Consider the following 14,801-nt stretch of genomic DNA (forward strand, 5'->3'; position numbering starts at 1 on the left):
CTTGGCGGGCTTGATAAGGGGCGGGTTTCCGGTGTCGGCGACCGCAAACGGGATTGATCGCGCCAATACGGCGGCGCGTCCGGGGGCCTCGGCGCTCAGTCCGGCGCCGGGCCGTATCCGCCGCCGCCCGGAGTGTGGACGACGAGGACGTCGTCCGTGCCGACGTCGGCCGCGTCGCAGCCCGCCAGCCGGTCCACCGAGCCGTCGGCGCGCTCGATCAGGTTGGCGCCGAGCGCGCCCGGCGCACCGCCCGCCATGCCGTACGGGGCGACGCGGCGGTGGCCGGTGAGCAGGGCCACCGTCATGGGCTCCAGGAAGCGGATGCGGCGGGTGACGCCGTGGCCGCCGCGCCAGTGGCCGTGGCCGCCGCTGTCCCGGCGCACCTCGAAGCTCTCGACCCGGACCGGATAGCGCCACTCGAGCACTTCGGGGTCGGTGAGCCGGGAGTTGGTCATGTGGGTCTGTACGGCGTCGGCGCCGTCGAAGCCGTCGCCCGCGCCCGAGCCGCTGGCCACGGTCTCGTAGTACTGGACGCGGTCGTTGCCGAAGGTGACGTTGTTCATCGTGCCGGAGCCCTCGGCCTGGACGCCGAGCGCCGCGTAGAGGGCGCCGGTGACGGCCTGGGACGTCTCGACGTTTCCGGCGACCGTGGCGGCGGGGTACACCGGGGCGAGCATCGAGCCCTCGGGGATGCGGACCTCCAGGGGCTTCAGGCAGCCGCTGTTGAGCGGGATGTCCTCGGCGACCAGGGTGCGGAAGACGTACAGCACGGCCGCCATCACCACCGAGCTGGGCGCGTTGGCGTTGCCCGGCATCTGCGGCGACGTACCCGCGAAGTCCAGGACGGCGCCGCGGCCCGCGCGGTCGACGGTGACGGTGACGCGGATGACGGCCCCGCTGTCGGTCTCGTAGCGGTACGAGCCGTCCCGGAGGGCGCCGACGATGCGGCGTACGGACTCCTCGGCGTTGTCCTGGACGTGGCGCATATAGGCGTGCACGACGTCCAGGCCGAACTGCCCGATCATCCGGCGCAGTTCCTGGATGCCCTTCTCGTTGGCGGCGATCTGGGCGCGCAGATCGGCGAGGTTGGCGTCCGGGGCGCGGGAGGGGTACGGCCCGGCGGTCAGCAGTTCGCGGGTCTCGCGCTCGCGCAGCACGCCCTCCCGCACCAGCAGCCAGTTGTCGAAGAGCACGCCCTCCTCCTCGATGGTGCGGCTGAAGGCGGGCATGGAGCCGGGGGTGATGCCGCCGATCTCGGCGTGGTGGCCGCGGGAGGCGACCAGGAACAGCAGCTCCGTACCGCCGTCGTCCGCCTCATCGAAGACCGGGGTGACGACGGTGACGTCCGGGAGGTGGGTGCCGCCGTGGTACGGGTCGTTGATGGCGTAGACGTCCCCGGGCCGCATCGCGTCCCCGTTGCGCCGCAGCACCTCCTTGATGGACTCGCCCATCGACCCCAAATGCACCGGGATGTGGGGGGCGTTGGCGATGAGGTTGCCGTCGGCGTCGAACAGGGCGCACGAGAAGTCCAGCCGCTCCTTGATGTTGACGGAGTGGGCGGTGTTCTCCAGGCGCAGGCCCATCTGTTCGGCGATGGCCATGAAGAGGCTGTTGAAGACCTCCAGCATCACCGGGTCCACCTCGGTGCCGACGGCGGCCGTGCGCGGCCGGGGCCGGACCCGGGTGAGCAGCAGATGGCCGCGTTCGCCCAGCGCCGCCTGCCAGCCGGGGTCGACGACGGTGGTGGCGTCGTCCTCGGCGATGACCGCAGGGCCGGTGAGGGTGTCCCCGGGGCGCATCCCGGCCCGTTCGTACAGCCCGGTGCGCTGCCACCGCCCCTCCGTGAACATCTCCACGGTCGCCACCGGCGCCAGGGCGCCCTCCCTGGACGGCTGTTCCACGGCGTGGCCGCCCGCCGGGCCCGCCGCGCCGACCGCCTCCACCGACACCGCCTCCATGACGATCGGCTTGTCCATGGTGAACGCGTAGCGCGTGCGGTGCGCCCGTACGAAATCGGCGGTCATCGCGGGGACGGAGTCCAGCGGGACGGGGAGGGCCGCGTCGGTGCCCGCGTACCGCAGATGGACCCGGGCCGTGGTGCGCACGCTCTCCCCGGGGACACCGTCGGCGAGCAGCTCGTCGCGCGTCTGGCCGGACAGCCGCGCGCACAGGTCGCGCACGTCCGGCAGAGACTCCTCGCTCAGCTCCGTCTCCACGGCCTGCTCGCGCATCGCGGTGGCGTCGGCGACCCCGATGCCGTACGCCGAGAGCACCCCGGCCAGCGGTGGCACGATCACCGTGCCGATGCCGAGGGCGTCGGCGACCGCGCACGCGTGCTGGCCGCCCGCGCCGCCGAAGCTGGTGAGCGCGTAGCGGGTGGCGTCGTGGCCGCGCTGCACGGAGATCTTCTTGACCGCGTTGGCCATGTTCAGCACCGCGATGTCCAGGAAGCCCGCCGCGACCTCCTCCGGGCCGCGCCGGTCGCCGGTCGCCTCCGCGATCTCCTCGGCGAGGCGGGCGAAGCCCTCCCGGACGGTGTCCGCGTCCAGCCGCTGGTCGGCGTGCGGGCCGAACACCGCCGGGAAGTGGGCGGGCTGGATCCGGCCCAGCATCACATTGGCGTCGGTGACGGTCAGCGGGCCGCCGCGCCGGTAGCAGGCGGGGCCGGGGACGGCACCGGCCGAGTCCGGGCCCACCCGGTAGCGGCGCCCGTCGAAGTGGAGCACCGAGCCGCCGCCCGCCGCGACGGTGTGGATGTTCATCATGGGCGCGCGCATCCGCACCCCCGCCACCTCGGTCCCGAAGACCCGCTCGAACTCGCCCGCGTAGTGCGACACATCGGTCGACGTGCCGCCCATGTCGAAGCCGATGACCTTGGCGTGGCCCGCCTCGGCCGAGGAGCGCACCATGCCCACCACGCCGCCCGCGGGCCCCGACAGCACCGCGTCCTTGCCGCGGAAGTGCGCGGCCTCCCGCAGCCCGCCGTTGGACTGCATGAACATCAGCCGGATGCCGCGCAGCTCGGCGGCCACGTCCTCGACGTAACGGCGCAGGATCGGCGAGAGATACGCGTCGACCACGGTGGTGTCGCCGCGCGACACCAGCTTCATCAGCGGGCTCACCTCATGCGAACAGCTCACCTGCGTGAAGCCGAGGCCGCTGGCCGCCTCGCCCACCGCGCGCTCGTGCGCGGCATGCCGGTAGCCGTGCGTCAGGACGACCGCGGCGCTGCGGAAGCCGTCGCGGTGCGCGGCGCGCAGCGCCTCCGTGGCGGCGTCGAGGTCCAGGGGGCGTACGACGGCGCCGTGCGCGTCCACCCGCTCGGGCACCTCGATCACCCGGTCGTACAGCGCCTCCGGCAGCACGATCCGGCGGTCGAACAGCCGCGGCCGGTTCTGGTACGCGATGCGCAGCGCGTCCCGGAAACCGGCCGTGACGACGAGCACCGTGGGCTCGCCCTTGCGCTCCAGCAGGGCGTTGGTCGCGACGGTGGTGCCCATCTTGACGACGGCGATCCGGTCGGCCGGAACCGGCTCGTCCGGCCCGAGCCCCAGCGTCTGCCGGATCCCCGCGACGGCCGCGTCCATGGTGCGCTCGGGGTGGTGGGACAGGAGCTTGCGGGTGACGAGGCGGCCGTCCGGGCGCTTCCCGACGACGTCCGTGAAGGTACCGCCACGGTCGATCCAGAATTCCCAGCGACCCGTCATCCCGCCATTGTCGCAGCGTGCGGGGGTGATGTGCCGGGGCCGGTTCGGGCCTGGGACGGCAGTGAGGCGAGTGCGGCGAGCGCCGCCCGCCGTTCGTGCCCGTCGAGCAGATGTCCGGTGCCGCGCACCCGGTGGCGTACCTCCTGCGCCGCCAGTGCCAGGAGTCCGGGCAGCAGATCGGTGCAGCGGTCCACGACCCAGCGCGTGCCCCGGGTCGCCATCCACCAGGCGCTCGCGGCACGCGAGGGCGTCGGCCCGTCGAGCGCCGTGGACGGCGGGTCGCCCATGGCGATGCCGCGGGCCGTGAGCGCGCTGTGGAACTCCCGCGCCAGCAGCCGGTGCCCCAGCTCGCTCGGATGCAGCCGGTCCACGCTCCACGCCGCGCGGTCCGTGACCCAGGTGTGCTCGGTCAGCTCCACGTGCACCGCGCCGTACCGCCCGGACAGCGCGTGCACCACCGTGTTGACGGCCCGCATACGGCGCCCCAGCGGCCGGGCGAGCGCGTCCGGCAGCCCCAGCATCCGGCCCGGATCGGGCAGGCACGCGGTGAGCACCACCGTCCCGTCGGCGCGCAGCGCGCCGATCGTCGCGTCCAGGGCCTCGGCGACCCGGCGGATGTCGAAGGTGTCGCGCAGGGTGTCGTTCATGCCGACCACGACGGACGCGAGATGCGGACGGGCCCGGCGTGCGGCGCTCAGCTGCTCACCGGCCACGTCGGCGGCGAGCGCGCCGCTACGGGAGACGTTGACGAAGTCCACGGCCTCCCCGTGCGGCCCAGCCACCCCCGCCAGCAACGCCGCCCACCCCCGCCACCCACCCCCGGTTACGGGATCCCCGAGCCCCTCGGTCAGCGAGTCGCCGAGCGCGGCGAACCGGGTGGTGGGCACCGCGGCGGGAACGGCCCCGGCCGGGGCTCCCCCGTCGGCCATCACCGCCCCGGAAGCCCGGCCCACGGGGGCCGCGCACGGGTCGCCCACGGCACCACCACCGTCGGGCGCCGGGCGGAGGGCCTCCGGAACCACCGGCGCGGCCACCGAGCCGCCGGGCACGACGGGAACGGCCCGACGGGCACCCGGTGCGGGCGACGCCGGGCCCAGGGCCGAGGTACGGGGTGGGAGGGTCGCGGGCGAACCGTCCCCGGGCGCGCGCCCCCCGAGCCCGGTGGTGAGGGAGTCGCCGAGGACGGCGAACCGGGTGGTGGGCACCGCGGCGGGAACGGCCCCGGCCGGGGCTCCCCCGTCGGCCATCACCGCCCCGGGAGCCCGGCCCGCGGCGGATTCCGCGCACGGGTCGCCCGCGACGTCACCACCGTCGGGCGCCGGGCGGAGGGCCTCCGGAACCACCGGCGCGGCCACCGAGCCGCCGGGCACGACGGGAACGGCCCGACGGGCACCCGGTGCGGGCGACGCCGGGCCCAGGGCCGGGGTACGGGGCGAGGCGATCACGGCGTCGCGGTCGTCGGCCACCGGCGCGGCGGGCGCCGCATCGTCGGCCGACCCCGCCGCTGCTCGGCCGTCCCCGACCGGCATGGCCGAGCAGACGGCCTCGTCCGGGACGGCCGCCACGCGCCGCGGCCGGACCACGGCACGCCCCTCGGCGACCGTGCGAACGCGCCCCGGGTCACCCGGGTCACCCAGGACGCACGCCCGCTCGGCGGAGTCGCCGTGCCGGGCCTGCCGGGCAGCCGCATCCTGTGCGGCACCACCCGGAATCGCGCGACCGGCAGGGATCACCACAGCCGGGCCGCTCGGAACCGCGTCCGGAATGGGCCGCGCGTCCGTCCGGCCCGGGGCCGACCGGCCGGTCGCGGCATCGTCGCCGGTCGCCGCATGGGCGGCGCGTCCGGCGGGCGCCGCGGGCCGGGCGGGCCGGGCGCCCGGGGGCGTCGCGGCGGGGGCCGGGGGCGCCGACGCGTCGGCGAGGGCCGCGGGACAGGGACGGTCCGGGCAAGCGCGGGGTGCGCTCACCGGGCACCGCCGGCCGCCGTGCGGGCCGGGACCCGGCCGTCGGGGTGGACGCGGGGCGCGTCGTGGGCGGCCAGGAAGGCGTCGACCGCCGCGGGCCAGCCGTAGCGCTCGGCGCGGACCCGGGCCGTCGCGCGGCGTACGGGTTCGGGGCGGGCCAGGACCTGGGCGACGGCGTCCGCGAACGCCGCCCCGTTGTCGGCCGCCGTCGCGCCCGCCGGGCCGACGATGTCGGGCAGCGCGGACAGGGCGCTGACGACGACGGGCGACCCGCACGCCAGCGCCTCCAGCGCGGCCAGCCCGAAGGTCTCCGCCGGACCCGGGGCGAGGACGACGTCCGCGCTCGCCTGGAGCGCGGCCAGCCGGGCCCGGTCGCCGACGTGGCCGAGGAAGGCCGCCGGAAGGTCCTCCGCGCGGGCGCGGGCCTCCAGCCGGGCGCGCAGCGGGCCGTCGCCCGCGACGACGAGCGCCGCCGGGACGCCGCGCCGCCGCAGTTCGGCGAGGGTGTCGAGCGCGCGGCCCGGCCGTTTCTCGGGCGACAGGCGGGAACACATGGCGAGCAGGACGGAGGCCCCGCCCCGGTGGTGCTCGCGCAGGGCGCCGTCGTAGTGGGACGGGTGGAAGTGGCCGAGGTCGACGCCCAGGGGGGCGCGTACGACATTGCGCGCGCCGATGCGTACGAACTCGCGCTCTGCCCACTCCGTCGTGCAGACGATCCGCGCATACGCCCGCGCGGTACGGCGGTTCAGCCGGTCGGCCGCGCCCCGGGCGGCCGCCTCGGGCACGCCCCAGGTGCGCAGCACGGCGTCGGCGCTCTCGTGGGAGACCATCACGGCAGGCACGCGGGCGCGCCGCGCCCACTCCCCCGTCCAGCGCAGGGTGGTGCGGTCGGAGACCTCCAGCCGGTCGGGCGCGAGCCCGTCGAGCAGCCGGGCCAGCCGCCGCCGGTCGGTCAGCACCCGGTAGCCGCCGGTGCCGGGTACGGAGGGTCCGGGGAGGGTGATCACCCGGCCCTGGCGGGTGTGCTCGTCCGCGTCGCGTTCCCCCGGCACGATCAGGACGGACTCGTGCCCGGCCGCCTGGTAGCCCGCGCCCAGCTCGCGCAGCGCGGTGCGCAGGCCGCCGGAGGAGGGGGTGACGAAGTTGGCGAGCCGGACGATGCGCAGCGGCCGCTCGGCGTTCCCGTTTCCGTTTCCGTTCCCGTTCCCGCTCATGCCGCCACCGCCGTACGGGCCATCAGCACCTCGGCGTAGTGGTCGATCAGCTGGTCGACGATCGCCTCCCAGGTGCGGCCCTCGACCGCCTCCCGGCCCGCCTGCCCGAGCGCGGCGCGCGTCCGGGGATGGGCGGCGAGGAGCGACACGGCGTCGCGCACCTCATCCGCGTCACCGGGCGGCACCAGCAGTCCGGTACGGCCGTGGTCGACCAGGTCGAGCGGGCCACCCGCGGCGGGGGCGACCACTGGCACGCCGCTGGCCTGCGCCTCCTGCACGGTCTGGCAGAAGGTCTCCTGCGGGCCGGTGTGCGCGAAGACGTCCAGCGAGGCGAAGATGCGGGCCAGCTCGGTACCGGTCCGGCGGCCGAGGAAGTGGGCACCGGGCATGGCGGCGCGCAGCGTGGGCTCGCTCGGCCCGTCCCCGACCACGACCACCCGGACGCCGGGCAGCGAACACAGCGGGGCCAGCAGCTCGACGTTCTTCTCGGGCGCCAGACGGCCGATGTAGCCGACGATCAGCTCGCCCCCGGGGGCCAGGGAGCGGCGCAGCTCCGGGTCGCGGCGCGAGGGGTGGAAGCGCTCGGTGTCGACGCCGCGCGGCCACAGCGCGATCCGCGGCACCCCGTGCCCGTCCAGGTCGCGGGCGGCGGCCGTGGACGGGGCGAGGGTGCGGTCGGCGGCGGTGTGCACGGCCCGTATCCGGCGCCAGGCCGCGTTCTCGCCCGCGCCGAGGTACGTACGGGCGTAGCCGCCCAGGTCGGTCTGGTAGACGGCGACGGCGGGGATCCGCAGCCGCAGTGCGGCCGTCATCCCGCGCGCGCCGAGCACGAAGGGGCTGGCCAGGTGGACGAGATCGCTGCGGTGCGAGGTGATCGCGGCGGCGAGTCGGCGGCTGGGCAACGCGACGCGCACCTGCGGATAGCCGGGCAGGGGCAGGGAGGGGATCCGGACGACGGGAAACGGATGCGCTCCGTCGGCGTCCCCGCCCCCGTCGGGCGGCCCGTCGTGCGGACCCGCGGGAGCGATGACGAGGGGGTGGTGACCGCGGCGGTGGAGATGCTGGGCGGTCTGAAGCGTGCAATGAGCGACGCCGTTGATGTCGGGCGGGAAGGATTCGGTCACGATGGCGACTCGCATACCGGTGTTGTCGGCGTACGAAGGGTGGCCCCGGCATCGTGCACCTTGCGAGCCGTGAAACGTCCCGTGAGCGTTGGCCCCCGCGCCCGCCGAAGCCGGGTGAGTGCCGGACGAACCACCCGAAACCCGGCATGAACCCGCGGGTTTACGGACGACCACCTGGCGTAAACCCATCGCTCCCCGCCCCGCCCCGACCACCCCGGGTGACCTCCGGCAACGCCGCGCGACGCTGGGCGAGCGCGGCGGGCGCCACGCACGGGCGAGATGCGGGGCCGCCGCGCGCGACGCGGGCCGTCGCCCGGCGGCGAGGCGCCCGGCGGCGAGGCGCCCGGAGAACGGCGGCGTCCGGCGGGGCGGGCCGGGGTCAGACGCCGGCGGCGTCGGGGCCGATGCGGCTGCGGACCGCGGTTTGGACCTCGGCTTCCTCGGCCGGGTCGGCGGCCAGTCTGCGGAGTTGTTCCACGACGCGGGCGTCACCGGTGGCGGCGTGGTGGGCGGCGAGTTCGCGGGTGGTCTCCTCGCAGTCCCAGAGGCATTCGACCGCGAAGCCCGCGGCGAACGAGGGGTCGGTGGCGGCCAGAGCGCGGGCGGCGCGGCCGCGGAGGTGGGAGGAGGCGGTTTCGCGGTAGATGTGGCGCAGCACGGGGGCGGCGCAGGTGATCGCGAGGCGACCGGCGCCGTCGACGAGCGTCCACAGCGCCTGGCCGTGCGGGCCCTCGGCCCGCACCGTGCGGCGGAGGGCGCCGAGGACGAGCCCCGCGTCGTACTGCCCGCCGCGGGCGGCGAGCATCGCGGCCGCCGCGGCGCCGAGCGCGTCGGGGCGGTGCGCCCAGATCCGGGCGCGATCGAGGGCGGCGATGCTGCGCATGCGTTCGAAGGCGCCGAGGGCGGCGCGGGAGACCGACTCCGAGGCGTCCGGCTCGGTCACCGCGGCCTCGATCAGGTCCAGCACCTCGGGGTCGCCGGTGTCGGCGAGGTGCCGCAGGGCGGTCGCGCGGGCCGCGTCCGGGGCCGACGCGGCGGCGGCCAGCAGCTCGGGACGGTCCTCCGGACCGGCGACGGCGGCGAGGCAGCGGGCGGCGGCGTCGGGGCGGCGGCTGCCGGGCCGCAGGTCGTGTTCCTGCTGGGCCCAGGTCAGGACGTCGTGGACGCTCCAGCCGGGCCGGGGCCCGGAGGGGCGCAGCTGGCGCTGCCAGCGGTCGAAGGCGCCCTGTTCCTGCACGGCGCGCACGCGCGGGCCGTGCGCCGGGTCATCGGCCCACAGCCGCCAGGGGCGGGGCTCGTAGGCGCCGCGCGCGGCGGCGGCCAGTTCGGCGTCGCCGTCGGGGGTCTCGGGGAAGCGGCCGAGGACGGCGGGGGCGAGGGCGCGCAGCCCGGCGTCGTCGTCGCGCAGGGCCAGCTCGTCCAGGGCCCATTCCCAGTTGCTGCCGGCGGCGGCGTACCGGCGCAGCAGCCGCAGCGCGTCGAGCCGGTCGTAGGCGGCGAGGTGGCCGAGGACGGCGAGGGCGAGCCCGGTGCGCTCCTCGTCGGTGTTCACCAGGTCCTCGGGGTGGAAGAGGTGCTGTTCGATCTCGTCGAGCTCCGCGTCGAGGTCCAGGCAGAGCCGGGCGTAATAGAGGGAGCGGTTCTCGACCTGCCAGTCACGGCGTGGGTCGTGCAGCACGCAGTGGTGCAGTGCCGCGAGCGCCTCGGCCCGCGGCGCGGCGAGGGCGTGCAGGGTCCCGTCGCCGCGGCCTCGCTGGAGGAGGCCGAGCAGGGTACCGCTGGGCGCTATGTCTGGATCGAACATGAGGTCAGCATCCGGTGCGGGGGGTTCGCTGGCAACGGGATTTCCGTCGTCCGGCATTCTTGCCGATGTCCTGGCGCCATATGCCGGATGAACACCTGAACTGAGGGATTCCCGAGCGCCGCAGCCTACCTGGAACCGCATGCTCCACCGAGCCGTGCCCGACTTGCCCCAGGAAAGCCATGGGCATATGCCAGAAGCACCACCGGATCGGGTATTGCCAAACGACTTACGCGACGTCGCAGCCTGTGCAAGAGTCGTTACCGGTCCTTACCCCGTCAGACCCGGCAGCGCCGCCCCGTACCGGCCCGTATCGGAGAACACATGCCGTCCCCCCGCTCCGCGGACCATCCCGCCGCCCCGTCGCCCCAGCGCGGCACGGTCGACGCGCTCATCACGCAGACCCGGCGGCTCCGCGGCGGCATCGCCGCCGTGCGGCGCGACACCACGGCGGACCTGAGCGGTACGGCGAACGAGACCCAGTTGCGCTGGCAGCGGGCGCTGTGCGATCTCGCCGTCCACCACCTGGATGACCTCGGCCAGCATCTGGACCAGCTGCGGGAGGGGCTGCCGTCCGAGCAGCCCGGGGAACCGGAGGGACCCGGGGAATCGGAGGAGTCCAGGAGAGCGGCTGGGGCGGCTCCGGAGCGGAAGCCGCTGGATCAGGACGCGCCGGGGCAGGACCCCGGCCACGGCCCCGGCTCGCTGCTCAACCGCGTCGGCAGCGCCGAGTGGAACCTCCTCACCGACGAGGTGACCTGGTCCGACGAGCTGTGCCAGATCTTCGGCCGCAGCCCCGACGAGGGCGGCCTGCCCCTGGACGAGCTGCCCTCCTGGGTCGTCGCCGACGATCAGCCGGTGCTGACCGCGATGGTCACGGACTGCCTGGTGGACGGCAAGCCGATCGACGGCGAGTTCCGGGTGGTCCGTCCGGATGACGCCGTCCGTACGGTGCACATGGCGGGCGAGCCCGTCCTCGACACCGACGGCAGCACCGCCTCCATGTGGGCGGTGCTCCGCGACGTGAGCGCGCTGCGCCGCAGCGAGCGGGCGGTGCGCGAGTCCCGCGACTCGCTCCAGCGCCAGCGGCACATGGCCCGCGCCGAGCGCCGACTGGCGGTCGAGCTGCACGAGGCCGTCCTGCCGCCGTGGCGCGGCTCCGCGCCCCTCGCGCACGGCCGGCGGCCCGCGGGCACCGCCCTCGACGTCGCCTCCCACTACTTCCCCTCCGCGGACAGCGCGCTGATCGGCGGCGACTGGTACGACGCGCTCGAACTGCCGGACGGCGGCACCCTGCTGAGCGTCGGCGACCTCACCGGCCATGGCGTCGCCGCGACTTCGGGCATGGCGATGGTGCTGGGCGCGGTGCGCGGCATGGCGGTGGCCGGGATCGAGCCCGGTCCGCTGATGGGGCGGCTCAACCAGCTGCTCGACGCCTCCGCGCAGCCCGCCCTGGGCAGCGCGGTCTGCGGGCGGTACGACCCGGCGACCCGCACCCTGGTGTGGTCGCAGGCCGGGCACCCCGCCCCGCTGCTGTTCCGCGACGGGGCGGGGCGCGCCTTGCGGCCCCCGGCCGGTGTGCTGCTCGGCGGCACGACGGGCGCCACGTACGCCCAGGCCGAGGAGCGGCTGGAGCCGGGCGATCTGCTCCTGCTGCACGCCGGGGGGCTCGCCGAGGACCCCACGGTGGCGGCCGAGCGGCTGCTCGGGCTCGCGCCACGGTTCGCCGCCGCCCGCGGCACGCAGGAGTGCGTACGGGTGGTGGCCGAGGAGTTCGACGACGAGCGGCGCGAGGGCGACGCCTGCGTACTGCTCGCGATGATCGGTTGATTCGGTGATGGGCTGATTCGGTGATGGGCCGCCGCTAGACGTGCCGGACGGCCGTGCTCTTCCGCCGGCCGCCGTTACACGGCCGTGGTCTTCGCCGCCCCGCCCGCCCCCTTCGCCCCGCCTCCGGCTCCCTTCTGGTGGCCCAGCCCCTTCGGCATGGCCTGCTGGATCTCCGCCCGCAGCTCCCGCACCGCGGCCGACGAGGTGTACGGCGCGGTGAGCCGGTACATCTCCCGCAGCCGGTCCCAGGTGCGGTGCGAGGAGTTCTGCTCGATCGTGGCCAGCGCCTGGCGGGCGGAAGCGGTCCCCTGCTCCGGGTCGCCGCCGATGAAGGAGGCCGAGGCGATGGAGATGTGGTCGAAGATCTGCGACCGCTGACGGCCGCCCTCCCGCATCCGCAGCGCCTCCTTGGCGTGCCGCTGTGAGATGGCCGCAACGCCCGGTTCGTGCTCGGCCAGGGTGCGGTAGACCAGCCCCTGCATCCCGTGCATGTCGGCCTCGTTGAACAGCTGCATCCAGCTCGGCGCGGGCCCCCGGTCCTGGTCGGAGACGAACAGCTCCTCCGCCTCCCCCAGGGTGCGGCGCACCGCCTGGCCGTGCCCCTTCGAGGCATGAGCCCAGGCCTCGATTGTGCGGAACATGGAGCGGGTGCGGGGCAGCGCCGCGTCCCCCGCGCCGGACGACGCCAGCTTCATCAGATCGAGGGCGTCGTCCGGGCGGCCGATGTGCACCATCTGCCGGGCGGCGCGGGACAGCGCCTCGCTCGCCCGCGGCCGGTCGCTGCCCTCCCGGGCCGCGTGCGCGGCGATGACGAAGTACTTCTGGGCGGTGGGCTCCAGGCCCACGTCATGGGACATCCAGCCCGCCAGCACGGCCAGGTTGGCCGCGACGCCCCACAGTCTGCGCTGGAGCGCCTCGGGGTGACGGTAGGCCAGCATCCCGCCCACCTCGTTGAGCTGGCCCACCACGGCCTTGCGCTGGAGCCCGCCGCCGCGGGCCGCGTCCCAGGCGCGGAAGACCTCGACCGACGTCTCCAGCGCGTCGATCTCCTGGGAGCCCACGGGGGCGGCCTCATAGCGGTCGAAGCCCGCGGGCTCGGCGGAGAGCGGGTTGTCGGAACGGGGCGCGTCGGTGGCGAGGGTGGGGTCGGAGAGCAGCCATTCGCTCATGGCACCGGTGATGGCGGATCCTGCGGCGAGCGCGGCGCCCGCACCCACCAAGCCGCGTCGGTTGAACATAAGGTCCATTCCCGTGAATTCGGTGAGGACCGCGGCCGTGGACTCGGGCGGCCAGAGCAGCCCGTCGGCGGACTGCCCCTTTCCCGCGCGCCCACCTCGTCCGAACCCGAGGTCCTCGATGGTCACGACTCGACCGAGGCGCTCGGTGAAGAGGACGGCCAGCACCTTGGGCACGGGATCGCGCGGCGTCTCGCCGGTGTCGATCCAACGCCGCACCCGCGAGGTGTCGGTCGCCAGCTGCGGGTGGCCCATGGCCGCCGCGCGCCGGTTCACGAGCCTCGCGAGCTCGCCCTTGGACCAGCCGGCCAGGCCGAATAGGTCCGCAAGACGGGTGTTGGGTTCCCTCGTCACGTCAAGCCCCCAGGATCCTCGGCTGACTTGACAGTAACGGGCCCGTCACGAGCCGTGCGACTATTCGCCAGGGTTCGCCAGGGTCCGCCAGATGGTGTGCCACCCGCGCGCGGGTGTGATGTAGGAGTGCGCTACCCGGCCCGGTGGCGGTTGGAAAATGCCAGCTGGAAAATGCCATCCGGAAGATGCCAGCTGGAAAATGCCAGCCGCATTCCCCAGGGTGCGGTCCCGCCCCGGGGCCGGGAGCGTACGCACATACGTCGGCACACGAAGGGATCTGTCTCGCCCATGTACGCAGCGTCGTCCTCCGTGTCCGCCCCACCTCGGCCGTACCGGCGGCAGCTGCCCGGCAATGGGCCGTACCTCGATCCCGCTCCCGGCGGCCGCGCGCGGCGCACCGCCGTCCCCGGCTCCGTGCCGCCCAGCGGAAGACTCGACGTGTCCGGTCCCCAGGGTGCCCAGCTGCGCACCGCCATCGCCGCGGTCCATCGCATCTGTCCGGAGTTCAACCCCGTCCAGGTGCTCCGGCGCAGCGGGCGGTCCGTCCTCCTGGTCGGTTCGACGGGCCGCACCACGGCGGTCGCCAAGTGCCTGCTGGACCACTCCCCGGCATGGGCCGAGCGGTTCCGCCGCGAGATAGCGATGTACCGGACGTTCGTACGACAGCGTCCTCCCGTCCGGGTGCCGCGGCTGATCGCCGCCGACCCCGACAACTGCGCGCTGGTCATCGAGCGGATGCCCGGGCGGGTCGCGGCCGCGCAGCGCCATCCCGCCGAGGCGCCGCCGCGCGCCGATGTGCGCGCCGCGCTCGGCGCGATCTGCCGGATCAACCAGTGGCGGCCGCCGGGGGACCTGTTCGACGCCCCGGTCGACTATGCCGCCCGGCTGTCCCGCTACCACGAGTTGGGGCTGCTGACCGACCGGGACATGGGCGATGTGCGCAAGTTGCTGCGCGGTGTCTCGCAGGCGGCGGGGCGGCAGCTGCCGGCCCAGTTCTGCCACGGCGACGCCCTGTTGAACAACGTGCTGCTGGCCCCCTCGGGCGCGGCGCTCATCGACTGGGACCACGCGGGCTGGTATCTGCCGGGCTACGACCTGGCGACGCTGTGGGCGGTGCTGGGCGACGCCCCGGTGGCCCGGCGCCAGATCAGCCAGCTCGCGCAGGCGGCGGGTCCGGCGGCGCGGGACGCGTTCCTGGTCAACCTGATGCTCGTCCTCACCCGGGAGATCCGCCGGTACGAGACCGCCGTGCAGCGCACCATGCACGATCCGGCCCCGGTGGTGCCGGGGGTGATGGCCGCCGGTGAGGAGCAGCGGCTGCTGCTGCGGCGGCTGCATGACGACTGCGGTCTGGCCCGGCGCGCCGTGCGCGCCGCGGTGGGCACGCGCTGAGTCGCCTCACCACACCGTCTGCGGCGCGTCACCGGTCTGGACCGGTGACGCGCCGCAGACGGTGTGACGTGCGAACCCTTTGTCGCGTGACGGTGATTGACGGATCGCCTGGCAGCGGATACCTCTAGGCCGTGCCCCTTGGGAGGCACCCTACGGTTCGGCTCAGCCCACCTCGAGGAG

8 protein-coding genes are annotated in these 14,801 nt (G+C 75.2%); 2 read left to right on the top strand and 6 right to left on the bottom strand.

Annotation, left to right across the window (positions count from 1 at the left end):
- Positions 1-95 precede the first annotated feature (95 nt).
- From HYQ63_RS06095 to HYQ63_RS06115, 5 genes are all read right to left on the bottom strand, one after another.
- Complete coding sequence (locus HYQ63_RS06095; protein ID WP_179932879.1) at positions 96-3,707, bottom strand: hydantoinase B/oxoprolinase family protein; 3,612 nt, start codon at positions 3,705-3,707, stop codon at positions 96-98.
- The gene (locus tag HYQ63_RS44370; protein ID WP_257231656.1) at positions 3,704-5,674 is read right to left on the bottom strand and encodes an SGNH/GDSL hydrolase family protein; all 1,971 of its coding nucleotides are present in this window, start codon (positions 5,672-5,674) and stop codon (positions 3,704-3,706) included. Before HYQ63_RS44370 ends, HYQ63_RS06095 begins: the two co-directional genes overlap by 4 nt.
- Entirely contained in the window at positions 5,671-6,885 is a 1,215-nt protein-coding gene (locus HYQ63_RS06105; RefSeq protein ID WP_179932880.1) for a glycosyltransferase, read from the bottom strand. Before HYQ63_RS06105 ends, HYQ63_RS44370 begins: the two co-directional genes overlap by 4 nt.
- Positions 6,882-8,024, bottom strand: a complete 1,143-nt coding sequence (locus HYQ63_RS06110) for a glycosyltransferase family 1 protein (protein WP_179932881.1) — start codon at positions 8,022-8,024, stop codon at positions 6,882-6,884. The genes HYQ63_RS06105 and HYQ63_RS06110 overlap by 4 nt, the downstream gene beginning before the upstream one ends.
- Before the next feature lie 364 nt (positions 8,025-8,388).
- Positions 8,389-9,813, bottom strand: coding sequence for a HEAT repeat domain-containing protein (locus HYQ63_RS06115; RefSeq protein ID WP_179932882.1), 1,425 nt, complete (start codon positions 9,811-9,813; stop codon positions 8,389-8,391).
- Positions 9,814-10,134: 321 nt separating this feature from the next.
- Here HYQ63_RS06115 and HYQ63_RS06120 point away from each other — a divergent pair, with 321 nt between their 5' ends.
- Entirely contained in the window at positions 10,135-11,640 is a 1,506-nt protein-coding gene (locus tag HYQ63_RS06120) for a PP2C family protein-serine/threonine phosphatase (RefSeq protein WP_179932883.1), read from the top strand.
- Between the two features lie 74 nt (positions 11,641-11,714).
- Here the strand turns inward: HYQ63_RS06120 and HYQ63_RS06125 are convergent, their stop codons facing one another.
- The gene (locus HYQ63_RS06125; RefSeq protein WP_179932884.1) at positions 11,715-13,229 is read right to left on the bottom strand and encodes a hypothetical protein; all 1,515 of its coding nucleotides are present in this window, start codon (positions 13,227-13,229) and stop codon (positions 11,715-11,717) included.
- Between the two features lie 288 nt (positions 13,230-13,517).
- Here HYQ63_RS06125 and HYQ63_RS06130 point away from each other — a divergent pair, with 288 nt between their 5' ends.
- A complete protein-coding gene (locus HYQ63_RS06130; protein ID WP_179932885.1) occupies positions 13,518-14,621 on the top strand; it encodes an aminoglycoside phosphotransferase family protein in 1,104 nt (367 codons plus the stop codon).
- The last annotated feature ends 180 nt before the right edge of the window (positions 14,622-14,801 follow it).

This window comes from Streptomyces sp. Rer75, from assembly GCF_013414305.1.
In the GTDB taxonomy this organism is placed as follows: Bacteria; Actinomycetota; Actinomycetes; order Streptomycetales; family Streptomycetaceae; genus Streptomyces; species Streptomyces himastatinicus.

Coding starts and splice junctions, on each gene's coding strand:
- HYQ63_RS06105 (WP_179932880.1), bottom strand. CDS start 6,885: ATGAGCGGGAACGGGAACGGAAACGGAAACGGGAACGCCGAGCGGCCG.
- HYQ63_RS06130 (WP_179932885.1), top strand. CDS start 13,518: ATGTACGCAGCGTCGTCCTCCGTGTCCGCCCCACCTCGGCCGTACCGG.
- HYQ63_RS06120 (WP_179932883.1), top strand. CDS start 10,135: ATGCCGTCCCCCCGCTCCGCGGACCATCCCGCCGCCCCGTCGCCCCAG.
- HYQ63_RS06095 (WP_179932879.1), bottom strand. CDS start 3,707: ATGACGGGTCGCTGGGAATTCTGGATCGACCGTGGCGGTACCTTCACG.
- HYQ63_RS06115 (WP_179932882.1), bottom strand. CDS start 9,813: ATGTTCGATCCAGACATAGCGCCCAGCGGTACCCTGCTCGGCCTCCTC.
- HYQ63_RS06110 (WP_179932881.1), bottom strand. CDS start 8,024: ATGCGAGTCGCCATCGTGACCGAATCCTTCCCGCCCGACATCAACGGC.